This is a genomic window from Actinopolymorpha sp. B9G3 (genome assembly GCF_040120725.1).
Taxonomy (GTDB): domain Bacteria; phylum Actinomycetota; class Actinomycetes; order Propionibacteriales; family Actinopolymorphaceae; genus Thermasporomyces.
On sequence record NZ_JBEEAB010000005.1, the window covers coordinates 283733 to 304505 of the forward strand.

General features: G+C 70.0%; 21 protein-coding genes and 1 riboswitch. Of the genes, 10 read left to right on the top strand and 11 right to left on the bottom strand.

What is annotated here, in order from left to right; genetic code table 11:
• Nucleotides 1-6 precede the first annotated feature (6 nt).
• The 7 genes from ABNF93_RS11885 to ABNF93_RS11915 form a co-directional block, all read right to left on the bottom strand.
• Nucleotides 7-813 carry an energy-coupling factor transporter transmembrane component T family protein gene (locus ABNF93_RS11885; RefSeq protein ID WP_349328006.1) on the bottom strand — a complete coding sequence of 269 codons (807 nt, stop codon included), beginning with the start codon at nt 811-813 and terminating at the stop codon, nt 7-9.
• Nucleotides 810-2375, bottom strand: a complete 1566-nt coding sequence (locus ABNF93_RS11890) for an ABC transporter ATP-binding protein (protein WP_349328007.1) — start codon at nt 2373-2375, stop codon at nt 810-812. Before ABNF93_RS11890 ends, ABNF93_RS11885 begins: the two co-directional genes overlap by 4 nt.
• A complete protein-coding gene (locus tag ABNF93_RS11895; RefSeq protein WP_349328008.1) occupies nt 2372-3001 on the bottom strand; it encodes an ECF transporter S component in 630 nt (209 codons plus the stop codon). Before ABNF93_RS11895 ends, ABNF93_RS11890 begins: the two co-directional genes overlap by 4 nt.
• A gap of 147 nt (nt 3002-3148) precedes the next feature.
• Nucleotides 3149-3267, bottom strand: a riboswitch (TPP riboswitch).
• A gap of 93 nt (nt 3268-3360) precedes the next feature.
• Nucleotides 3361-3996 (bottom strand): TIGR03085 family metal-binding protein, encoded by a 636-nt coding sequence (locus ABNF93_RS11900; protein WP_349328009.1) that lies wholly within the window; start codon nt 3994-3996, stop codon nt 3361-3363.
• On the bottom strand, nt 3993-7292 hold the full coding sequence (locus ABNF93_RS11905) for a GH92 family glycosyl hydrolase (RefSeq protein WP_349328010.1): 3300 nt from the start codon (nt 7290-7292) through the stop codon (nt 3993-3995). Before ABNF93_RS11905 ends, ABNF93_RS11900 begins: the two co-directional genes overlap by 4 nt.
• Before the next feature lie 49 nt (nt 7293-7341).
• Nucleotides 7342-7542: a DUF6186 family protein gene (locus ABNF93_RS11910; protein ID WP_349328011.1), complete on the bottom strand. Its 201-nt coding sequence runs from the start codon at nt 7540-7542 to the stop codon at nt 7342-7344.
• Nucleotides 7539-7997 carry a hypothetical protein gene (locus tag ABNF93_RS11915; RefSeq protein WP_349328012.1) on the bottom strand — a complete coding sequence of 153 codons (459 nt, stop codon included), beginning with the start codon at nt 7995-7997 and terminating at the stop codon, nt 7539-7541. Before ABNF93_RS11915 ends, ABNF93_RS11910 begins: the two co-directional genes overlap by 4 nt.
• Nucleotides 7998-8064: 67 nt before the next feature.
• Between ABNF93_RS11915 and hisI the strand changes: the two genes are divergently transcribed.
• From hisI to ABNF93_RS11935, 4 genes are all read left to right on the top strand, one after another.
• Entirely contained in the window at nt 8065-8469 is a 405-nt protein-coding gene (gene hisI, locus ABNF93_RS11920) for a phosphoribosyl-AMP cyclohydrolase (RefSeq protein ID WP_349328013.1), read from the top strand.
• Nucleotides 8470-8471: 2 nt separating this feature from the next.
• Nucleotides 8472-9971, top strand: a complete 1500-nt coding sequence (locus ABNF93_RS11925) for an anthranilate synthase component I (RefSeq protein WP_349328121.1) — start codon at nt 8472-8474, stop codon at nt 9969-9971.
• On the top strand, nt 9968-10657 hold the full coding sequence (locus ABNF93_RS11930) for a Trp biosynthesis-associated membrane protein (RefSeq protein ID WP_349328014.1): 690 nt from the start codon (nt 9968-9970) through the stop codon (nt 10655-10657). The genes ABNF93_RS11925 and ABNF93_RS11930 overlap by 4 nt, the downstream gene beginning before the upstream one ends.
• 91 nt (nt 10658-10748) lie before the next feature.
• A complete protein-coding gene (locus ABNF93_RS11935) occupies nt 10749-11042 on the top strand; it encodes an HGxxPAAW family protein (protein WP_349328015.1) in 294 nt (97 codons plus the stop codon).
• Between the two features lie 16 nt (nt 11043-11058).
• Here the strand turns inward: ABNF93_RS11935 and ABNF93_RS11940 are convergent, their stop codons facing one another.
• Both ABNF93_RS11940 and ABNF93_RS11945 read right to left on the bottom strand, forming a co-directional pair.
• Nucleotides 11059-12159, bottom strand: a complete 1101-nt coding sequence (locus tag ABNF93_RS11940) for a Gfo/Idh/MocA family protein (protein ID WP_349328016.1) — start codon at nt 12157-12159, stop codon at nt 11059-11061.
• A 6-nt stretch (nt 12160-12165) separates the two neighbouring features.
• The gene (locus ABNF93_RS11945) at nt 12166-12756 is read right to left on the bottom strand and encodes a P-loop nucleotide/nucleoside kinase family protein (RefSeq protein ID WP_349328017.1); all 591 of its coding nucleotides are present in this window, start codon (nt 12754-12756) and stop codon (nt 12166-12168) included.
• A gap of 90 nt (nt 12757-12846) precedes the next feature.
• Here ABNF93_RS11945 and ABNF93_RS11950 point away from each other — a divergent pair, with 90 nt between their 5' ends.
• The 4 genes from ABNF93_RS11950 (at nt 12847) to ABNF93_RS11965 (ending at nt 17905) form a co-directional block, all read left to right on the top strand.
• On the top strand, nt 12847-13302 hold the full coding sequence (locus tag ABNF93_RS11950; protein WP_349328018.1) for an Lrp/AsnC family transcriptional regulator: 456 nt from the start codon (nt 12847-12849) through the stop codon (nt 13300-13302).
• Nucleotides 13303-13494: 192 nt separating this feature from the next.
• Complete coding sequence (ddaH, locus tag ABNF93_RS11955) at nt 13495-14385, top strand: dimethylargininase (protein ID WP_349328019.1); 891 nt, start codon at nt 13495-13497, stop codon at nt 14383-14385.
• Nucleotides 14382-15620, top strand: a complete 1239-nt coding sequence (gene rocD / locus ABNF93_RS11960) for an ornithine--oxo-acid transaminase (RefSeq protein WP_349328020.1) — start codon at nt 14382-14384, stop codon at nt 15618-15620. Before ddaH ends, rocD begins: the two co-directional genes overlap by 4 nt.
• A gap of 191 nt (nt 15621-15811) precedes the next feature.
• Nucleotides 15812-17905 (top strand): GxGYxYP domain-containing protein, encoded by a 2094-nt coding sequence (locus tag ABNF93_RS11965; RefSeq protein WP_349328021.1) that lies wholly within the window; start codon nt 15812-15814, stop codon nt 17903-17905.
• A 45-nt stretch (nt 17906-17950) separates the two neighbouring features.
• Here ABNF93_RS11965 and ABNF93_RS11970 read toward each other — a convergent pair whose 3' ends face one another.
• Both ABNF93_RS11970 and ABNF93_RS11975 read right to left on the bottom strand, forming a co-directional pair.
• Nucleotides 17951-18391 carry a DUF2752 domain-containing protein gene (locus ABNF93_RS11970; RefSeq protein ID WP_349328022.1) on the bottom strand — a complete coding sequence of 147 codons (441 nt, stop codon included), beginning with the start codon at nt 18389-18391 and terminating at the stop codon, nt 17951-17953.
• 171 nt (nt 18392-18562) lie between these two features.
• Nucleotides 18563-19228 (bottom strand): hypothetical protein, encoded by a 666-nt coding sequence (locus ABNF93_RS11975; RefSeq protein ID WP_349328023.1) that lies wholly within the window; start codon nt 19226-19228, stop codon nt 18563-18565.
• A gap of 39 nt (nt 19229-19267) precedes the next feature.
• Here ABNF93_RS11975 and ABNF93_RS11980 point away from each other — a divergent pair, with 39 nt between their 5' ends.
• Together ABNF93_RS11980 and trpC are read left to right on the top strand one after the other, a co-directional pair.
• The gene (locus tag ABNF93_RS11980; RefSeq protein ID WP_349328024.1) at nt 19268-19711 is read left to right on the top strand and encodes an RDD family protein; all 444 of its coding nucleotides are present in this window, start codon (nt 19268-19270) and stop codon (nt 19709-19711) included.
• A 252-nt stretch (nt 19712-19963) separates the two neighbouring features.
• Nucleotides 19964-20767, top strand: a complete 804-nt coding sequence (trpC, locus tag ABNF93_RS11985; protein ID WP_349328025.1) for an indole-3-glycerol phosphate synthase TrpC — start codon at nt 19964-19966, stop codon at nt 20765-20767.
• Nucleotides 20768-20773 lie beyond the last annotated feature (6 nt).

Here is a 20773-nt window from a genome sequence, read left to right on the forward strand (position 1 = left end):
AGCCCGTCACCAGAACAGGAACCGCCAGGTTCCCAGGCCGAGGCTGAACGCCGTCGCGCCGACCATCACCGCGACCGTCGCGAGGAAGAACACGCCGTCGGCCGCTCGGAGGGGTTGTGGTCGGGCAAGCGTCCGACCGTGCTCGCCCGTGAACCCGCGCGACTCCATCGCCGTCGCCAACCGGATCGCCCGCCTGATCGCGCAGACCAGGAGAGCGAAGACCCCGGAGGCGAAGAGCCGGACCCTGCGTAGCGGTGATCGGCCGGGGTCGATCCCACGCGCGCGCCGGGCCAGCATCAGGGTGCGCCACTCGTCGCCCAGGACCGGCACGAGTCGCCACGCGGCAAGGGCGCCGAACGTGAAGCGTGGCGGCGTACGCAGGTGCTGGACGAGCGCGTCGGCGAGCTCCGTCGGATCGGTGGAGGCGAACACCACGACTCCCGGGAGAGCGATCGCCAGGATCCGGAGGCTGATCGCGAGGGCCGCGAGCGCACTCTCGGTGGTCACCAGGAACGGCCCGGCGTCCAGGAGGGGAGCCCCACCCTGGCGGTCGGTGAACAGCAGTGTCGAGGCCGCGAGCCCACCGGTCAGGAGGATCAGCAGCCAGAGCCTTCGCAGGAAGACCCGCCACCTGACACCGGCCGCCGAGACCGCGGCGAGTTCGGCGGCGAGCACGAGCGCAGGTGTCACGGCGTCACCGGTGAAGAGCAGGCCGACCATGACGATCGTGGCCGCCGCGAGTTTGGTGACGGGGTTGAGGCGCCCGAGCAGGGCCTTCGGGTTGGCGACGATCGGCTCCGCCAGCACACTCATGCGCGTTCTCGCTTCGCTGCCATCCGCTGGTCGCTCTCGTGGACAAGCCGTCCCGCCCGCATCTCGAGCGTGCGGTCGGCGAAGGCCGCTACAAAGTCCGCGTCGTGGCTCACGAAGGTCACCGCATGTCCTTCGTCGCGCAGGTTCGCCAGCAGGTCGAGCAGTTCGAGCCAGGTGCTCCTGTCCTGTCCGAACGTCGGCTCGTCGAGCACCAGTGCCGCCGGCCCGGTCGCGAGAGCGGTGGCGACGGAGAGGCGCCGCTTCTCTCCACCGGAGAGGGTGAACGGGTTGGCGTCGGCGAGATGCGCGAGCCGCAGGCGGTCCAGCAGGTCGTCGACGCGCGACGTCACCTCGCCGGGGGAGCAACCGATGAGCCGGGGACCGAGCGCCAGCTCGGCGCGGACGGTTGAGGTGAGGAACTGGTGCTCGGGGTCCTGGAAGACGGTGCCCATCGCGCGGACGAGCTCCGTCGCCCGCCAGGTGTGCAGCGGTGAGTCGCCACTCTGCCGCTGGAACAGCCGACGTCGGGCACCCGTCCACCGGGGGTCTAGCCCGGCCCGGAGGTACAACGACGGCATGGCACGGACGTGGCCCGCCGACGGAGGCAGCAGCCCGGCGAGCAGCATCGCGAGGGTGGACTTGCCGGACCCGTTGGTACCGGTGAGCGCGAGTGCCTCGCCGGCGTGGAGCCGTACGTTCGCGTCGACCAGCGCGGGCCGGCCGGCGGCGGGATAGGTGTGGGTCAGCCCCTCCGCTGCCAGCAGCGGTTCGGTGGCGGGTTCCGGTGCGCGCCGCCGAGGCGGCCGGTGCCCTGGAACCCACACCCCTGCGGCGGCCAGCCTCTCGCCCTGGGTGGCGAAGACCTGCGCCGGTTCGCCGTCGGCGAGGACACCACCGCCGGCGCGCAGGACCACGACCCGGGAGACGAGCGGCAGCCAGTCGTCCACCCGGTGGTCGACGACGATCAGGGTGCTGCCGCGAGCCGCGACGACCCGTTCGACCGCCGTACGCACAAGGGCGGCGCCGTCCGGGTCGAGGTTCGCCGTGGGTTCGTCGAGCAGCAGGAGGGCGGGAGAGAGCGCCATGACGCCGGCGAGGACCAGGCGCTGTTTCTCGCCACCGGACAGCTGACCGGTGGGCTGGTCCCGGTCGTACGGGAACCCGGTGAGTTTCAGTGCCTCCTCGACCCGCGGCCAGATCGCGGGTGTCGGCACTCCGCGGTTCTCCAACCCGAACGCCACGTCGTCGCCGGCCCGGGCCATGACCAGCTGGCTCTCCGGATCCTGGAACGCGATGCCGACCCGCTCCCGTACCTCCCTCGGCGGAGCCCCGCCGACGGTGAGGGCGCCCTCGACCTCGCCTGCCTGTTCGGGGTCGAGGAGTCCGGCAAGGGCCGTGAGAAGCGTGCTCTTGCCCGCGCCGGACGCGCCCGCGAGCAGGATCCGTTCCCCGGGCTCGACGGTGAGGTCGAGCCCGCGGACGGCCCACGCCTGCCGACCGGCATGGCGGTAGCCCCAGGCGCGGGCGCGGACGCCCAGGGCCGCTGGGTGCGCCGGTGTCATGTCGTGGACTGCTCGCGCCCCGCGGCGAACGGTGCGAGGACACCGGTGCTGGCCAGCGCGCGCACGAGCACATAGCTACCCACTCCGGCCAGGGCGACGGTGCTGGCCACGACCAGGACGCCGTAGGCGAGCATCCACGCCGGTGCCCACGCGGCGTTGTAGAGGATGTTGTCGAGGACGGCTGGTACCAGCCCGGCCGTCAGACCTGCGACCAACGCGGCCGGCAGCCGCCAGGACCGGTAGCGCAGCGCCGCGAATCCCAGCTCCGCGCCCATACCTTGCACCAGCCCGTACACCACGATCATCAGCGGGGCGGGCGCGCCGAAGAACACCGAGACGGTGGCGGCGACGAGTTCGGTGAACACCGACGCACCGGGCTTGCGGATGACCAGGCCGCCGAGCACACCGGGAACGAGCCACATGCCGTAGAGCACCGCCTGGGCGGGCGGAAACCAGGTGAACGCCGGAGCGGTCGCGGCCCACAGTGCGTTCCACCCGGCGAACACCACACCGAACGCGGCCGCGAGCACGGCCGCCACGATGATGTCGACGGTCCGCCAGCGAAGGCGGGTGGTGGGTGGGGAGTCGAGGCGACCGGTCGGGGTCTCGGTGGAGTCATGGGACATGGCGTTGCCCTCCCTGCTCGTGCAGAACCCTGCCCACGCAGAGCCTGCTCACGCAGATGACGGGCGACCGCGTCCTGCCGGATCCGTTCGGGCGCAACAACGCACCTGCTCGTGGGGTCCGAGTCAGGTGCGTACGTCACGTTGCCGTGGCCGGACAGACCGACTTCCTGCGCTGGAATTACCCAGATCAGGTTCGAGGGTCTGCGGGTGTGCCAGTTTGCGTGGCCCCGCACTCTCAGCGCTTCCGCGCTCCCCTGTCGTCTGCTGCTTTGTCGCTGGTTACATCATTGGGTCGACGCGTCGATGCGGCGACCTGACCCGGAGGCTAGCACGACGCCCGCGACCAGTCAGGACACGCGCTAGAAACCGAGCGGAGCCTGGGCGAGAGCCTCGACGGCGGCGTCAGGTCCGCTGGTCTCGACCAGGGCGACATCCTTGCGTCCCCACATGTAGAGCGCGATCTCGCTCGGCTTTCCCGCGAGCACGGCGGTGGGCTCCCCGTTGCGTACGCGGACGGTGGAGCCGTTGGGACGGACCACGAGTAGACCGACGGCACAGCGGCGGAACAGGAACCGGCCCGGCCCGGTGACCCGGCGCCACAGTGTCTCCTCCAGGTCGGCCGGCAACTCGCGTGGCTCCCAGTCCGGCCTGGCCCGGCGGACGTCCTCGTGGTGGACGTAGAACTCCATCGTGTTGGCCGCCTCGTCGATGCCATGGATCCGCATCGGTGACCAGCGAGGTGGGCCCTTCCGGAACCGGTCGACGACCTCGGTGTAGCCGAGTCGCCGCACCATTGCGTCCATCGTCGTCTTCGTACGACCTGCCAGTGGGCCAATCACCATGCCGGCCGCGGCCACGACGTCGCTCTCCCGGATGACGAGATGCGCCACGAGATCGCTGGTCGTCCAGCTACCGCACAGCGTGGGGGCGTCGGGACCGACCTCGAAGAGGAGGTCGGCCAGCGCCTGGCGTTCGGTCCGGGCGTGGTCGCTCATGCCTCGATCCTAGTGTTCGACCCGCTCGCGGCCGGCTCGGCGAGGAGCTCGATCTGGGCAAGGGCGAACGGCTTGCCGTCGCCGCCGGTGAACTCGAACCGGTAGTGCGTGCAGGCCGCCGGCCGTGCGAGGGCGAACACCCGGGTCTGCGAGCGCCACCGGAACTCCTCGTCCGTACGCGTGTCGAGCACGTCCCACCCCACACCGTCTCGCGAGCCCTTGACCACCCACGCGCTCGGGTCACGTCCCACGGATGCCGAGGTGAGGGTGTAGAGCTCGACCTGCGTCGCGCTGTCAACCTCGCATTGCACCCAGGCGTCGGGTCGGTCGAACCCGACGTCCACACTCGCCGTGTCGTCGAACAACCGCGCCGCCACGATCCCCGGGCCGGCGGTGACCTCGCCAGCAGTCGTGATGTCAACGAGGGGTTGCGGCAGGGCGCCGGTCGCCGTCAGTGACGGCGGCGCGCTGCGCGGATCCGTGCCCCACGTGGACGGTCGTGATCCCATCACGAACTCCAGCACCGCTCCCTCGGCGAGCAGGTCGTGGGGGAGCGTCGTCGCGTCGTACGCCTCACCATTGACGGTCAACGACTGTACGTAGGGAGTTTCCGGGCCGTTGCCGGGTGCACTGACGACCAGGCGGCGGCCATTCTCGAGATGGATCGTGGCCCTGGTGAAGAGCGGCGAACCGACGGCATACGCCGGTCTGCCCACCTGCAGAGGGTAGAGGCCGAGGGCGCTGAACACCTGCCAGGCCGACATCTCGCCGTTGTCCTCGTCGCCCGGGTAGCCCTGGCCGATCTCGCTGCCGAGATAGAGCCGGGCGAGGACGTCGCGCACCTTCTCCTGAGTCTTCCACGGCTGGCAGGCGTTGAGGTACATGTACGCGATGTGGTGGGCCGGCTGGTTGCTGTGGCCGTACATTCCCATGCGTACGTCCCGCGCCTCGGTCATCTCGTGGATGACCTGGGAGTACCACCCCTTGACCTCCTCGGCTCCGGTCTCAGGTGTCGCGAAGAACTCGTCGAGCTTGGCCGCCAGCTTCTCCCTTCCCCCGTAGAGATTCGCGAGACCCTCCCCGTCGTGTGGGGCGTGGAAGGCCATGTTCCACGCGTTGGTCTCGGTGTAGTCGAAGCCCCAGATCCGTGGGTCGAACTCCTCAGGCGACAACCGCCGCCGGCCGTCGGCGAGCCTGCCCTGGAAGAATCCCACCGCCGGGTCGAAGAGGTGGACGTACCCTCGCGCCCGCCGGGAGAAGTACGCCTGCTCGGCCAGGTAGCGGTCCCGGCGCGGATCGTCGCCTTCGCAGCGTTCGGCCAGCTTCCCGGCCATCATCGCGATGCCGAAGTCGTTGATGTAGCCGTCCATCGCCCACGACATCGCCTCGTGGGTCGACTCGTCGGCGGTGTAGCCGAGGAAGCGGGAGCTGTCGATGCCCTTCCGGCCCACATGGTCGTTCGGCGGGCGCACGGTGGCGTTCTTCAGCGCGGCGTCGTAGGCCGTCTCGACGTCGAAAACCGTGACGCCCTTGACGAACGCGTCGGCGAACGCCACGTCGGAGCTCGTCCCGACCATCAGATCGGCGTAGCCGGGTGAGGACCAGCGCGAGATCCAGCCGCCGTCGCGGTACTGCTGCAGGAAACCGTCGACCAGTTCGCCCGCCAGACTCGGCGTGAGGAGGGCGTACGCCGGCCAGGTGGTGCGGTAGGTGTCCCAGAACCCGTTGTTCACATGGACCTTCCCGGGCACGACCCGGGCGCCGGTGGAGGTCGGCGTGCTCGGTGGCGTGGTGACCGAGGACTGGACCGCGTGGGCGTAGACCGGTTCGGCCGCCGTCCCGATGTTCTCGTACGCGGAGTTGGGATAGAGGAAGAGCCGGTACAGGTTCGAGTAGAGCGTCACCAGTTGGTCCTCGCTGGCGCCTTCCACCTCGATGACGGCGAGCTTCTCGTCCCACTGTCGCTGTGCGCGCTCGCGGACGCCCTCGAACGTCTCGTCCGGGCCGAGCTCCAGCGCGAGGTTGCGTTCGGCCTGTTCGAGGCTGATGAGCGAGGTCGCGATCCGCATGGTGACCGTCTTGTCGGTGGAGGTGTCGAAGCGCACGTAGCCGCTGGCGTCGCGGCGCTCACCGGTGCCGGTCGGCCGCCCACTCGCCACGACCGGGTGGTCGAACGACGCAACGACGAACATCCGGGTCGCGCCGTTGGAGAGCCGGCTGCGTACGTCGGTGAACCCGGTGACCACGTTGCGCCCGGGGTGCACCATCACGCCCGCGTCGGCGTTCACGTTGTCGAAGAGCAGGGTCGACGTGTCGCCCGGAAAGGTGAACCGGAACATCGCCGCATGGTCGGCCGGCGCGATCTCGGTCCTGATGCCGTTGTCGAACGTCACCGCGTAGTAGTGGGGTCGGGCGATCTCGGCGTCGTGCCCGAACGCGAGCGCCCGCGCGGAGCGGTCACCGTCTGGCTCACCCTCGGCGCTTGACGGCATCACCTGGAACGTCTGCCGGTCGCCCATCCACGGACTCGTCTGGTGGCTCAGTGCGAACGCCTGCAGCTCCGGCCGGTTGTCGGCGTTGTTCGCGCGGTGGTATTCGTACACCCAGGTCAGGGATCCGGCGTCGGTCACCGGCGTCCAGAAGTTGAAGCCGTGCGGCACGGCGGTCGCCGGAATCGTGTTGCCGCGGGAGAACTCCGCACTGGAGTGGGTGCCCCTGGTCGTGACCACCTGGTCGGAGGGGCGGGCCGGTGGTGGCGTCCTCGGCCGCTCGTCGAGTCCGATGGCGTCGACCCAACCCGAGACGCTGCCGGGTCCCACCGGAGCGTCGTAACCGACGAGGACGGCGCGGACGGTGCGCCCGGCGGCGACGTCACCGATCCGCGCGTACCGGTAGTTCCACTGGTCCACCGAGAGTGTCCGCGCCTCGCCCTGCTCGCGCGGGCCGAGGACGACGCCGTGCTGGTCCCGGACGCCCAGGTCACTGAGCCGGGTGCCGTCACCGAACTCGAGGTCGACGGCGGTGAAGGTCGCGAGATACCGCAGGTCGCCTGGGGCGAAGTCCGGGAGGAGGACGTAGGACAGCACGGTGTCGGTCGTCACCTCGACGTCGACCTCGAACAACCGGGCGGCCGCGCCGGAGCAGACCGCGCTCCCCTCGAAGCGGTACGCCTGCCGGCTGGTGAACCCCACGCCTGCCTTCGCCGCCGGCGCAGAAGCCGGCCCGCCGCCACCACCACCGAAGGCCCGCAGCTCGCCGGGTTGCCCGCTCGTCGATGTCGGAATCGGTGTCTCCATGGTCGGTCAGCCTGCCACGAGTGCCGCGGCCTCCCGTTCCGGGTCGGCTTCAGCGGGCCAGGGCGTGCCAGCCCAACCAGGCCCAGCCGCAGAGTACGAGGATCCGGACCTCCGCACGCACCATCACGTGGGCGAGGGCCTCTCCGAGGGTGGCCAGCTGCACTCGGTGGATCCGCGCCAGGATGACCAGGGAGCAGGCGAGCAGCAACAGCACCACGAAGCCGGCGATCACGACGAGCCGGGTGGTCACGGTCGCGCCAATCGAAGCCCCGCACCGAGCCACGCGAGCCAGGCGACGAACCGTACCGGCCGCAGCTCCAGCAGCGGATCCAGCAGGACCGACAAGGTGGGGTAGTCGGCGCTGCTGACGTTCCATGCCGGCTGGTGGACGAAGGCGTACGCCTCCCACCCGAGCGCGGCCGCGAGCAGGACCGCCCAGCAGATGACCGCCCGCCGCAGCCGTGGCGTGGCCACGCGTCGCCGCGTCCGCGTCCCGGTTGGTGCCCGGGACCTGGTCCGGCGCAACGCCAGGATGCCGACGCCCAGCGCTGTGGTGACGACGAGAGCGGTCGACGGCCAGGTGTGCGGACGAAGGCCCGATCCGAGCCACGCGAACACCACGACCGCCGCCACCACCAGCACGCTGCCGAGCACCGGCCATCGGCCGCTCAGGTGCACCTGCGTCGGAGCTGGCTCGGTGGTCACGTTTCCATGATGCGTCCGGGTGCACCCGGGCCGGAAGCCGTCCGACCCACCGGCGAGAATGGCGGCCATGCCCGGTGACACACCGCTCGCACCCTCCAGCGGGCTCGACCCCGAGATCGCGGCACGTCTCTCGCGCGACGCCCAGGGACTCGTTGTCGCGGTCGTCCAGCGCCACGACTCCGGCGAGGTCCTGATGGTGGGCTGGATGGACGACGAGGCGCTGCACCGCACCCTCACGACCGGGCGTACGACGTTCTGGAGCCGGAGCCGCCGGACGTACTGGGTCAAAGGCGAGACTTCCGGGCACCGCCAGTGGGTCAAGGAGGTACGCCTTGACTGCGACGGCGACAGCATCTTGGTCAAGGTCGACCAGGAGGGACCGGCCTGCCACACCGGGGACCGCACGTGCTTCGACGCCGACCTGCTGGACGCCGTCGTCGGCGTACCCACCCCGCGGGGAGTGCCCCGGTGACGATGCTCGGTACGACAAGCCCCGATCTGGCGGGATTCCGCGACCTTGCCCGGAACCTGCGGGTCATCCCGGTCACCCGGAGGTTGCTCGCCGACGCGGAGACGCCGCTCGGTGTCTATGCCAAGCTCGCCCGCGACGAGCCGGGAACCTTCCTGCTCGAGTCCGCCGAACAGGGTGGGGTGTGGGGGCGCTATTCGTTCGTGGGCGTCCATTCCGCCGCCACCCTGACCGAGCGCGATGGTGCCGCGCACTGGCTCGGCACCCCACCGGTCGGCCTGCCCGAAGGCGGAGACCCGCTCGAAGCGGTCCGGGAGACGCTCACCCGCCTGCACACGCCGCACCTTCCCGACCTGCCGCCGCTCACCGGAGGTCTGGTGGGCTACATCGGCTACGACGCCGTACGCCGGCTCGAACGCCTGCCCGACCTCACCACCGACGACCTGCACGTTCCTGAGCTCTCGCTCATGCTGGCCACGGACCTCGCCGTTCTCGACCACGAGGACGGCACGCTGCTCCTGATCGCCAATGCGGTGAACTGGGACGACAGCCCCGAGCGGGTCGACGAGGCGTGGGCCGACGCGGTCGAGCGACTCGACACGATGACCAAGGCCCTCAGCCAGCCGACGCCGTCGTTCGTCGCGGCCGCCGACCTGCAGGCCGATCCGGCGTACGAACGGCGCCGGACTCAGGCCGAGCACATGGCGGCGGTCGAGCGGGCGAAGGAGGAGATCCGCGCCGGTGAGGCGTTCCAGGTCGTCGTTTCCCAGCGCTTCGAACGTCGGACGACGGCGCGCGCCTTCGACATCTACCGCGTGCTGAGGTTCTCGAACCCGTCGCCTTACATGTACCTCCTGCGCTACGACGACTTCGACATCGTGGGGTCGAGCCCCGAGGCGCTCGTGACGGTGACCGGCGAGAAGGCGATGACGCATCCGATCGCGGGCACCCGACCCCGCGGCAGCACCCCCGAACACGACCACGCTCTGGAAGTCGAGCTGCTCGCGGATGCGAAGGAACGCGCCGAGCACCTCATGCTGGTCGACCTCGGCCGCAACGACCTCGGCCGGGTCTGCGCGCCCGGAACCGTCGAGGTCGTCGACTTCATGACGGTCCGCCGCTACAGCCACGTGATGCATCTGGAGTCGACGGTCGTCGGGCGCCTGGCGGAGGGCAGGACGGCGTTCGACGCGTTGTGCGCCTGCTTCCCGGCGGGGACGTTGTCGGGCGCGCCGAAGCCCCGGGCGATGGAGATCATCGAGGAGCTCGAGCCGACGCGCCGAGGGCTGTACGGCGGCGTCGTCGGCTATCTCGACTTCGCGGGAGACCTCGACGCCGCCATCGCCATTCGTACCGCACTGCTGCGCGACGGTGTGGCCTACGTCCAGGCCGGCGGTGGCATCGTCGCCGACTCCGACCCACTCGCCGAGGACGCCGAAACCCGAAGCAAGGCGGCGGCGGCCCTGCGGGCCGTGGCGGTCGCGGAGACGTTCACGCAGCCATGACGCCCCGGCGGGAGATGACGGTCGCACTCGTCCTGGTCCTGGCGGGTGCCGCGCTGGCGTTGTTCGCGGCGGGTCGTACGTGGGTGAGTGCCGAGTGGGCAGTCCCCGACTACCCGGCCGTTCGGGTGATGGTGGGTGGGGTAGAGGCCGCACCCCTCGTCCGCGCCGCCGGCCTGGTCGGGCTGGCCGGGCTCCTGGCGGTACTCGCCACCCGCCGGTCCGCCCGGCGGATCGTGGGCGTCGTGCTCGTCCTCACCGGTGTGGCGATGGTGGCGGCCTGCGTGGCGTTCTGGCTCCAGGACTCCGCGATCGCCGACAACGCGCTCGCGACGGCGGTGGGGGACCCGACCCTCACCGTGCACGCGTCGGCGCGGGCGACGAGCGGCTGGCCGGTGGCCGGCTGCGTGGCCGGCGTACTTGTCACCGTCGGTGGTCTGTCGACCGCGCTCGGTGGTTCCCGCTGGCCCGCGATGGGCAGCCGGTACGACGCGCCGGGTGGCTCCGGGGTGGCCCGCTCCACCAGACCGGCCCACTCCACCAGACCGGACGGCGCCACCGAGTCGTCTCGCGCCACCAGCGCAGCGCGGGCAACCGGGTCGGCACCGCCGGAGCGGTCCAGCCATCCAGTGGCCGATGATGCCTGGGCCGCTCTTGACCGGGGCGAGGACCCGACCACCCGCGGCTGAGGACCACCCCGCCGTGATCGCCGCCCCCTGGGCCGGCAGATCTGGGACGCGGGAGACAATGATGAAGGCAACGGGCGAAGGAGAGGTACGAATGTCGGACGCACCGGGCGGTTCGATTCACCCAGGTCACGGCAACAGTCCAGCGGCCTGGACGACCGTCACGATCATCTTCCTCGGCTCCGTGGTGGCCGGTGTGGCTGTCGTCATGGCGGAGTGGTGGCTGTTCTTCGTCGGTGCGGTCGGCGTGCCGTTGGTGGGTCTGGTGATCGGCAAGATCCTCTCGAGCGCCGGCCTGGGCACCGGCCGACCGCCGCGCTACAGCGCCGAGGACGTCGCGCATGCGGGTGCCCGGAAGTCCCAGGAGGAAGGCGCCGAGACCTCCTGACGGCCACGCTCGCCGGTCAGAGTGCGACGGCGCGTCGTTCCTGCGACGAGCGCCCGATCGCCTCGATGAGGCGGTGGCGTCGAAGTGCCTGGGCGAAGTCAGGGTCGTAGGGTTCGCCGTCGCGTAACGCATGGGCGATGCGGTGGTAGGCCTGTGCCACGTTCCACGGGCTGCCCGCCGGAGTGTCGCCCGGGATCGGTGTGTAGCGCGCCGGCGGGGTGAGCTCGGTCATCGGGTCCGAGCCACGCGCGCCGACGAGCTGGTTGGGACCGATCTGGGCAGACGGGCCGGTGAGAACCAGACTTCCCTCGCTGCCGTGGATCTCGATCCGCGTGCCGGTCGGGTTCGTCGGCACGGTGGCGACCTGGACGGCGACCTCGGCGTCACCCACCAGGCGACCGGCCACGCTGATGCTGTCGGGAGCGGTGACGCGGACCTCTTCGCCGGTGTCGGTGTGCCGCCAGTGCCGTATCCGGGTCGCCACCCGCGCAGACACCTCCGCGAACTCGCCCAGCAGGAAGCACAGCGCGTCGATGGTGTGGCCACCGGGGATGGTGAGCGGGTTCGCCCCGTTCGCGAGGTCGGCCTGCCAGATACGTCCCGTGCCCCGCTCGGTGATCGCCTGGGGTTTGACCGTGACGTTCGCGACCAACACCTCACCGACGTAGCCGTCCGCGATGAGGTCGCGGGCATATCTGACGTGGGAGTCGCTGCGCGCCTGGAGCCCCACCATCGTGCGCAGTGACCGCTCACGGGCGGCGTCGGCCATCTCCTGGGCCTCGGTGAGATTGGCGCCAAGTGGCCACTCGCAGAAGACCGGCTTCCCGGCGCGCAGTCCGGCCATCACCAGGTCACGGTGCCAGGGCACACGGACCACGACAGCAACGAGGTCGACGTCCGGGTGGGCCACCATCTCGTCGATGTCGTGGAACGCCAACTCGGCGCCGAACGCCTGTGCAGATGCCCGGGCAGTGCCTTCGCGGGAGGTACAGACAGCCTTGAGTTCGAACTCGGGAAGGGCCTGCAGCGCGGGCACGTGCGCATTGGCTCCCCAGCCGCTGCCGCCGGTCGTGACGGTGGCACCCACGATCCCGACGCGGACTGGTGTGGTTGCCATGGCTCGTCAACCTCCTGGATGTGGGCTTCGACCATTCTCCCAAGACTGGTCCGAGGACTCGCACCAGGCGGCCAGCTGGTCGACGTCGACGTCGCCGCTTGTGTCGACCCTGCGGACGGGGCCGAGCGCCAGTGGTTGCCCGTGTTCCACCATCCGCGCCCACTCCTCGCTGTGGCTCATCAGGGCGCCGTGGATCGGGTGGGACGACTCCGCCCGCGCGACGTACCGCGACCAGGCAAGCTCGGGTGAGACGTCACACCACACCTCCACCGGGCAGCTGACGCCGGCGTGGGTGAGGCCCGCTTGCACGAGCGGGCGGACGTCCGCCCGCCAGGAGCTCTCCAGGACCGCTCCGGCCGATGCGTACGCCAGCAGGGACCACATGGTCTCGCTCGCGGCTCGTCCCAGGGCGGCGTTCCACTGCCGTTGTGTCCGGCCGTCCGGTGAGGCGACGCCGAGCACGTCGGCATGCGTCTCCTTGATGACATCCTTGCTCAACAGCGGGAGGCCGAGCGCCCGCGCGAGCTTCGGGGCGAGCGTCGACTTGCCCGCGGCGGGTAGGCCATTGACCAGGACGACGAGCCGGCGCGGAGACATGACCCGCAGACTAGGGGACACCCCTTGAGCGACCATGTGCGGCAGGTTCGGTTGCCACGGTCGACCGCGATCCGCGAAGGAGCGTGACCTGTGCGGCTTGACACCCTCGACGAACGGATCGTCTCGCTCCTCCTCGACGACGGTCGGGCGAGCTTCGCCGACATCGGCGCCAAGGTGGGCCTGTCGGCGCCCGCGGTGAAGCGCCGGGTCGACCGGCTGCGCCAGTCGGGCGCGATCACCGGTTTCACGGCGAAGGTCGAACCGGAGGCGCTGGGTTGGACGACCGAGGCCTACGTCGAGCTGTACTGCCAGGGCAAGACCTCGCCGACGACGATCCGCGACGGGGTCGCGAGGTTCCCGGAGGTGGTCTCGGCCTGCACGCTCACCGGGGAGGCAGACGCGCTCGTCCACGTGCTCGCGGCCGACATCCGCCACTTCGAGGAGGTGCTGGAACGGATGAACGCCGAACCTTATGTCGTACGCACGAAGAGTGCTCTGGTCCTGACCCGGCTGTTGGACCGGCCAGGTCTCACGCCGGCCGGCTGAGCATTCCCGTCGGACACAATGGACGCGAGCGCTCCCACGCAATGATTCGCTGTCTGTGCCCGAGATGACGCAACGATCCGCTACCTGGAAGGACGTGCCGCGCATTGGATCGCCCCTGGTCGGCGACCTACGCTCATGACGTACGTACGCGAAGGGGCGACGATACGTACGCATCGGGGCAAGGGGGGCGCGATGACCGAGCGTCGTGAGGTCATGCACAGGCAGAGCACGCGGCCGGCGACCCGGCGGCGGTATCTCATGTGCCGGCCGAGGTATTTCACCGTGGCGTACTCCATCAATCCGTGGATGCATCCCGACGACCCGGCCGCGCGCGTGGACGGCGAGCGCGCGCTGGCTCAGTGGGAGACGCTCCGGCAGACCTATGTCGACCTCGGCCACGAGGTGCACCTGATCGACCCGGTGCCCGGCCTTCCCGACATGGTCTTCGCCGCGAACGGCGCTGTCGTCGTCGACGGCCAGGCGTTCGGTTCACGGTTCCGTCACGTCCAACGGCTGCCCGAGGCGGTGCACTACCTCGCCTGGTTCAAGACCCACGGCACGACGGTGGGGGTGCGCGACACCTACGTGCCCCTGTCGGTCGCCGAAGGCGAGGGTGACTTCCTCACCATGCCCGACCTGATTCTCGCCGGTACCGGTTTCCGGACCGAGCCGGGTGCCCATCGCGAGCTGGCCGAGTTCACCGGTCGCCCGGTGGTGTCCCTCGACCTGGTCGACCCCCGGCTGTACCACCTCGACACGGCACTGGCAGTGCTGGACGAGGAGACGATCGCGTACTACCCACCGGCGTTCTCGCCGGAGAGCCAGGATCGGCTGCGGGAGATGTACCCGCACGCGATCCTCGCCGACGAGGCCGACGCCATGGTCCTCGGGCTGAACGCCGTGTCCGACGGGCGCCACGTCGTCCTCCCGGTCCAGGCGACCAGTCTCGCTCGTCAGGTCGCCGAGCGTGGCTTCGAACCGGTCACGGTCGACGTGTCGGAACTCCGCAAGTCCGGTGGCGGCCCGAAGTGCTGCACGCTCGAGATCCGGCCGGCACGGGAGCGCGAGGAGGAGCGGCGATGATCAGCGACGTGACCTCGCGGGCGGGCGAGGCCATCGGCCTCGCCGAGCGGTACGCCGCGCACAACTACCACCCACTTCCGGTCGTCGTGGCGGAGGCCGAGGGCGCCTGGGTGACCGACGTCGACGGTCGTCGCTACCTCGACTGCCTCGCCGGCTACTCGGCGCTGAACTTCGGTCACCGGCACCCGCTGCTCCTCGCCGCCGCGCGGGAACAGTTGGACCGGGTGACCCTGACCAGCCGGGCGTTCCACCACGACCAGTTCGGGCCGTTCTGCTCCGAGCTCGTCGCGCTCACCGCCACCGCGGGCCTGCCCGACGACGCGATGGTGCTCCCGATGAACACCGGAGCGGAGGCCGTCGAGACCGCGTTGAAACTGGCGCGCAAGTGGGGCTATGAGGTCAAGGGCGTGCCCGACGGAACGGCGAAGGTCATCGTCGCGAGCGGCAACTTCCACGGTCGCACCCTCAGCATCGTGAGCTTCTCCGACGACCCGGACGCACACGACCACTACGGTCCCTACACGCCGGGCTTCGTCACCGTGCCGTACGGAGACGCCGGCGCCCTCGCCGACGCGATCGACGACACGACGGTCGCGGTTCTTCTCGAACCGATTCAGGGTGAGGCCGGCGTCATCGTGCCGCCGGACGGCTACCTGGCCGCGGTACGCCGGGTGTGTACGCAACGCGGTGTGCTGCTTCTCGCCGACGAGATCCAGTCCGGCCTCGGGCGTACCGGCACGACACTCGCCTGCGAACTGGCCGGTGTGGTGCCCGATCTCGTGATTCTCGGCAAGGCATTGGGTGGTGGGATCGTCCCGGTGTCCGCGGTGGTCGGCTCGCGTGAGGTCGTCGGCGTCGTGCGGCCGGGCCAGCACGGGAGCACCTTCGGTGGCAACCCGTTGGCGTGCGCCGTCGGTCGCGCGGTGGTCGGCCTCCTGCGGGAGGGTACGTACCAGGCCCGCGCCCGCGAGCTGGGCGCGGTGATGCACGAGCGCCTGCAGGGCTTGGTGGGTTCCGGGCTCCACGCGGTGCGCGGCGTCGGCCTGTGGGCCGGCCTCGACGTCGACCCGGCCCTCGGCACCGGCCGGGACATCTGCGCGTCGCTCGCTGAGCGGCGTGTGCTCGCCAAGGACACGCACGGCTCCACCATCCGGCTCGCACCGCCCCTGACGGTCGAGCCCGCGGACCTCGACTGGGCACTGGACCAGCTGGCTGACGTCCTGCGTACCCGCTGAGCCCGACCCGTCGGATGGCCCGCCGCAACGCCCGGCGGCCTGCTGTGGCCAACGACCTTGTCGACCCCGCCACCGTCCTCCACAATCTCACTCGACCGGCGACGGGTCCCCGTCGCATCGGACGAACTTCCTTGCATTGTTGAGGATTCGCGCCTGCCCTCCTCAAGGGTCGGGCATGAGAGGTGTGGCATATGCGACCCGAGATCCAGGGCGCGGGGGACGACCGTTCCAGCATTCTTCCTACGCCGTCGCGCCGGTCCGTCCTCGGCGGCGTCGCGGTCGGCGTGCTGGCCTCGGCTGTCGGCACACAGACCGCGACCGCGGCCACTGGCGGCGGGATCAGTTGGCCGAAAGGCCAGGCCCTCCCGCGCTTCGCCGTGCCGACGCGGCTCGACGCCGCCGACATCACGACGCTCTCGGGCGACGAGAAGCTGTTGCTCGGCACGCTTCAGGGCATCGTCAACCGCACCTCGCCCAGGGTCTACCTCATCGGTGACGACGCGACGGGCGGCGAGGGTCGCACCACCTGGCTGGAAGCCGTGGGCGTTCCCTTCACCATCCACGACAACGCGTGGACGCTGGTGGACGAGTACCACACCACCGCACGCGGCATCATCGTCTACGACCCCGACGTCCCCGACTCGATCAACGTCGCCACCACCCTGGCCGGGCTGGAGAACGCGGTCGTGGCGAGCCCCGCACTGGCCGACCGGCTGACCGGCGTCTACGGCTTGCAGGTCCTCGAGGATCTGCGGGGGCGCTTCACCAGTCGGGTCGAGGCGTACACCTGGCAGTTCGACCACCTCTGGTCGCGTACCACGCACCGCATGCTGGTCGGACTTCCGCCACAGCGCGACGTCAACCTGCCGCCCGGTGTGCCGGACGGCTACACCACCTTGGCCAAGGTCGACGCACACGAGCACGACGCCGCCAACCGGCAGGTGTACGAGTTCGACCTGACCGACCACCTCGGGACCGAGGGTGTGTGGGTGCGCTTTGACGACGCGTTCACCGGTGACGGCTGGGGACCCGCCGTCACCGAGGTCGTCCTCACAGCGGACGGGGCCGAGGTCGCGCGGTTCACGCCCGGCACCGACGCCGAGGAGCCGTACCTCTTCGACGCCAACAACTCCCAGACCAGCCTCGGTCCACCGCTACACCGGTTCGCCGACGGCGACCGCTACTTCGTCTACCGGTTCGAGCCGCCGGCGGGTGCTCAGCAGCTCACGCTGTCGGTCGAGATGTGGAACGAGTTCACGCTGTCGGTGACGGGCGTCGAACCGCTGATCCCTGGCCAGGAAGGGTTCGCCTACCTGCGCGACTACGCGGTGGCGAACAAGGCGATGACGTTCTGGCTCGACCCGAACGTGCCGGAGGAGCGGGCCCTGTTCGAGCAGATCATGTCCGACGTCGCGCCGACGACGCCGTACCTCGGCTGGTTCGCGCAGGACATCGCGGGGGAGTTCGGCGGCACCGAGCTCTGCTCCACGCACGGTGTCTACGTGCTCGCGGCGGACTGGTTCGAGAACATGAGCGTCCACTCGGGTGCGAGGGCGCCGATCTCCGACGAGCAGAAGCCAGCGCCGAAGGTCCCGCTGGAGAACAAGATCTACGTCACGTTCACGATGTCCGAAGGTGACAACCTGCAGTACAACGAGCACCGGCTCCGCGTCCTGTGGGACAACCCCGCCCGCGGCGACGTGCCGATCAACTGGACCACCACACCGATTCTGAAGGACGCGGCTCGACACTTCCTCAGCTACTACCAACGCACGGCCACAGAGAACGACCTCCTCGTCGCCGGTCCGTCGGGCGCCGGCTACATCTACCCAAACCCTTGGCCGGACGAGACGTTCGCCACGTTCACCAAGCAGACCCGGCGCTACATGGCCGACACCGGCATGGACATCGTGTACGTCCTGAACCGGGTCGATCACGCCGACGTCGACCTCAGCGAGGCGAAGGCCCGTGCCTACGTCGAGGACGTCGGTCCCACCGGGATGCTGCTGAACTGGGGCGGGACGAGCGAGACCTCGTTGCTCCTCGGTCGTACTCCGCTGTCGACCATCCGCGGTGTGGGCGCCGTCGACGAGGCGCAGAACACCTTGGCAGCCGCCCTCGAAGGCTGGGACGGCACCTCGCCCGCGTTCGTCGCTCTCGGCGTCAACGCCTGGAGCGTCACCCCGGAGGACCTGGTGACGGTGACCGAGTCGCTGGGTCCGGAGTTCCGCGTGGTGCGAGGCGACCAGTACTTCGACCTGGTGGCGACGGCGCTCGACGCCTGAGCCGGTCAGCGCATCGCCTGGGCAGATCAGACGACGGCTGGTCGGTCAGGCGCCGAGGACGGTGAAGGGCTCCCAGGGCAGGTTGCGTACGACCATGAACACCACCGCAAGGCCGATCAGTGCGCCGGTCAACCGGTGTCGGCCCACAGGCGTGAGGCGGGGGCGCGGCAACCGCAACCGGCGGTTCCCGTGCCGCTCCAGCACCCAGCTCATCCAGACGTAGCCCGCCACCGTTGCCGCCACGAGAACCGGCGCGTTGAAGAGGAGCGCGCTCGTGAGGTCGCCGTGCAACAGTGCGGCGACCATGCGGGTCGTCCCGCAGAACGGGCAGGCCAGGCCAGTGGTGCTCCGCAGCAGGCAGGGGATGCCGAGGGTGCCGCCACTCCAGGAGTAGATGCCCGCGATACTCAATCCGCCGAGCGCGGCGACCGCCATTCCCGCCAGGACGCTGGCTGGCGGGGTGGCTGGTGGATGGGAGTCCGGCACACCTCAACGGTAGCCGTCGGCAGGCGCGCGGCGCGGGTCCGAGGCGTACGACCCAGGGTTGGTGTCGGCGCCTGGTAGCGCGTGGTCGCCATGGACGGCAGACTCTCTCCCTGGGACTCACCCGGGAGCTGTTCCCTGCGCGCCTGCGGGTCGCTAGCCTGCTCGGGTTCACTAGGACACTTTCGAATGGAGACGGTTGTGAGTACGCCGAACCCGCCTGCGGGCTCTGACCCCCACGAGCAGGGACAGTCGTCGGGCCGCGGCGGGCAGCAGCCCCACGGTCAGGGCGAGTACGGCCAGCCGGAATACGGCCAGCCGGAATACGGCCAGGGCGAGTACGGCCAGGCTGGGCAGTCGGGTCAGCAGTACGGCCAGGGCCAGTCCGGCCAACAGCAGTACGGCCAACAGCAGTACGGCCAGCAACCGTATGGCCAGCCCCAGTCGGGTCAGGGTCAGTACGGTCAGCAGCCGTATGGCCAGGGTCAGGGCCAGCCAGGTCAGGGCCAGTACGCCCAAGGCCAGGGCCAGTACGGCCAGCAACCGTATGGCCAGCCTCAGCCGGGTCAGGGCCAGCCGGGTCAGGGCCAGTCGGGTCAGGGTCAGTACGGTCAGCAGCCCTATGGGCAGCCTCAGCCGGGTCAGGGTCAGCCGGGTCAGGGGCAGTACGGCCAGCAACCGTATGGCCAGCCTCAGCCGGGTCAGGGTCAGCCGGGTCAGGGTCAGCCGGGTCAGGGCCAGCCGGGTCAGGGCCAGCCGGGTCAGGGTCAGTACGGCCAGCAGCCGTATGCCGGTCAGCCCTACGGTCAGCAGGCCTATGGCCAGGGGCAGTACGGCCAACCGGACCCCTACGGCCAGTACGCGCAGCAGTACGCCCAGATGGTGGGACAGCCCGGTCCGGACCAGCTCGGCACCTGGTTGCAGCGCGTCGGCGCCACTCTCCTTGACGGACTGGTCACCGGCATCCCCCTTGCCGTGAGCTATGCGCTCTACATCCCGTCGCTCGCGCAGGGCACTCCGCCGGACGGCGTGACCGGCATCATCGCCGGCCTGCTCGGGCTTGTCAGCCTCGGGTTGGGGATCTGGAACGTCGTCATCCGGCAGGGGAGTACCGGTCAGACCGTCGGCAAGCAGGTCCTTGGCCTGAAGTTGCTCCGTGAGTCCGACGGTCAGCCGGTTGGTGCCGGGGTGGCGTTCGTGCGTGCCCTCGCCCACGTTCTCGACGGCATGGCCTGTTACATCGGCTATCTGTGGCCCTTGTGGGACCAGAAGCGCCAGACGTTCGCCGACAAGATCATGTCCACCCTCGTCGTCAAGGTGTGACTCCTCTCCGTACGACGATTCCTCAGGGCCCCGCGCTGTGTGCGGGGCCCTCGCTTGTGTCCCGGCTCGGGTCGGCTCGAGGCGGGCTTGGGGCAGGCTCGGGGTGGGCTTGGAGCACGCTCAGGGGAGCCATCCGGTGTCGGCCCGGCGACAGGGCGTCGTTAGTCTGAACCTCGTCCTCAGGGAGTGCACGGGCCGCGGGGAATCGGGTCCGTTCGAGCCCTGGTAGCCGCGCAGGAAGGACCTGACCGCGTGAGCGTCCTCGACGACATCCTCGACGGCGTGCGTGCCGATCTAGCCGAGCGCCAGGCGAGAGTCTCGATCGAGGATCTCAAGGCTCGGACCGCGCACCTGCCGTATGCGATCGACCCGATGCCGGTGTTGCGCGGCGACCGAGTGGCGATCATCGCCGAGGTCAAGCGCTCGAGCCCGAGCAAGGGTGCGCTGGCCGCGATCGCCGATCCGGCCGCATTGGCGGTGGACTACCAGGCCGGCGGCGCGGCGGCGATCAGCGTGCTCACCGAGAACCGCAGGTTCGGCGGCACGATCGATGACCTGCGGGCGGTCCGGTCCGCTGTCGAGGTCCCCCTGTTGCGCAAGGATTTCGTTCTCACCAGTTATCAGTTGTGGGAGGCCAGGGCCTACGGTGCCGACCTGGTGCTGCTGATCGTCGCGGCACTGGGCCAGAACGCACTGGTCTCGCTCATCGAACGTGCCGAGTCGATCGGCCTCACTCCGTTCGTCGAGTGTCACACCGAGGAGGAGGTCGTCCGCGCGGCCGACGCGGGAGCGAAGGTCATCGGTGTCAACGCCCGTGACCTGAAGACGCTCGAGGTCGACCGGACCGCGTTCGCCCGGCTCTCGCCCAAGATCCCCGACAACATCGTCAAGATCGCCGAGTCGGGCGTTCGTGGACCCCATGACGTGATCGAGTACGCACGAGCCGGCGCCCACGCGGTGCTGGTCGGCGAGAGCCTCGTCACCGGCAAGGACCCGCGCTCGGCGGTCGCGGATCTCGTCGCGGCCGGTGCGCATCCTGCCCTTCACCACGACTGAGTCGTG

Bases quoted from the DNA above. Each gene is read 5' to 3' on its own strand.
- ABNF93_RS11885 (WP_349328006.1), bottom strand. From the start codon at position 813: ATGAGTGTGCTGGCGGAGCCGATCGTCGCCAACCCGAAGGCCCTGCTC.
- ABNF93_RS11890 (WP_349328007.1), bottom strand. From the start codon at position 2,375: ATGACACCGGCGCACCCAGCGGCCCTGGGCGTCCGCGCCCGCGCCTGG.
- ABNF93_RS11895 (WP_349328008.1), bottom strand. From the start codon at position 3,001: ATGTCCCATGACTCCACCGAGACCCCGACCGGTCGCCTCGACTCCCCA.
- ABNF93_RS11900 (WP_349328009.1), bottom strand. From the start codon at position 3,996: ATGAGCGACCACGCCCGGACCGAACGCCAGGCGCTGGCCGACCTCCTC.
- ABNF93_RS11905 (WP_349328010.1), bottom strand. From the start codon at position 7,292: ATGGAGACACCGATTCCGACATCGACGAGCGGGCAACCCGGCGAGCTG.
- hisI (WP_349328013.1), top strand. From the start codon at position 8,065: ATGCCCGGTGACACACCGCTCGCACCCTCCAGCGGGCTCGACCCCGAG.
- ABNF93_RS11925 (WP_349328121.1), top strand. From the start codon at position 8,472: ATGCTCGGTACGACAAGCCCCGATCTGGCGGGATTCCGCGACCTTGCC.
- ABNF93_RS11930 (WP_349328014.1), top strand. From the start codon at position 9,968: ATGACGCCCCGGCGGGAGATGACGGTCGCACTCGTCCTGGTCCTGGCG.
- ABNF93_RS11935 (WP_349328015.1), top strand. From the start codon at position 10,749: ATGTCGGACGCACCGGGCGGTTCGATTCACCCAGGTCACGGCAACAGT.
- ABNF93_RS11940 (WP_349328016.1), bottom strand. From the start codon at position 12,159: ATGGCAACCACACCAGTCCGCGTCGGGATCGTGGGTGCCACCGTCACG.
- ABNF93_RS11945 (WP_349328017.1), bottom strand. From the start codon at position 12,756: ATGTCTCCGCGCCGGCTCGTCGTCCTGGTCAATGGCCTACCCGCCGCG.
- ddaH (WP_349328019.1), top strand. From the start codon at position 13,495: ATGACCGAGCGTCGTGAGGTCATGCACAGGCAGAGCACGCGGCCGGCG.
- rocD (WP_349328020.1), top strand. From the start codon at position 14,382: ATGATCAGCGACGTGACCTCGCGGGCGGGCGAGGCCATCGGCCTCGCC.
- ABNF93_RS11965 (WP_349328021.1), top strand. From the start codon at position 15,812: ATGCGACCCGAGATCCAGGGCGCGGGGGACGACCGTTCCAGCATTCTT.
- ABNF93_RS11980 (WP_349328024.1), top strand. From the start codon at position 19,268: ATGGTGGGACAGCCCGGTCCGGACCAGCTCGGCACCTGGTTGCAGCGC.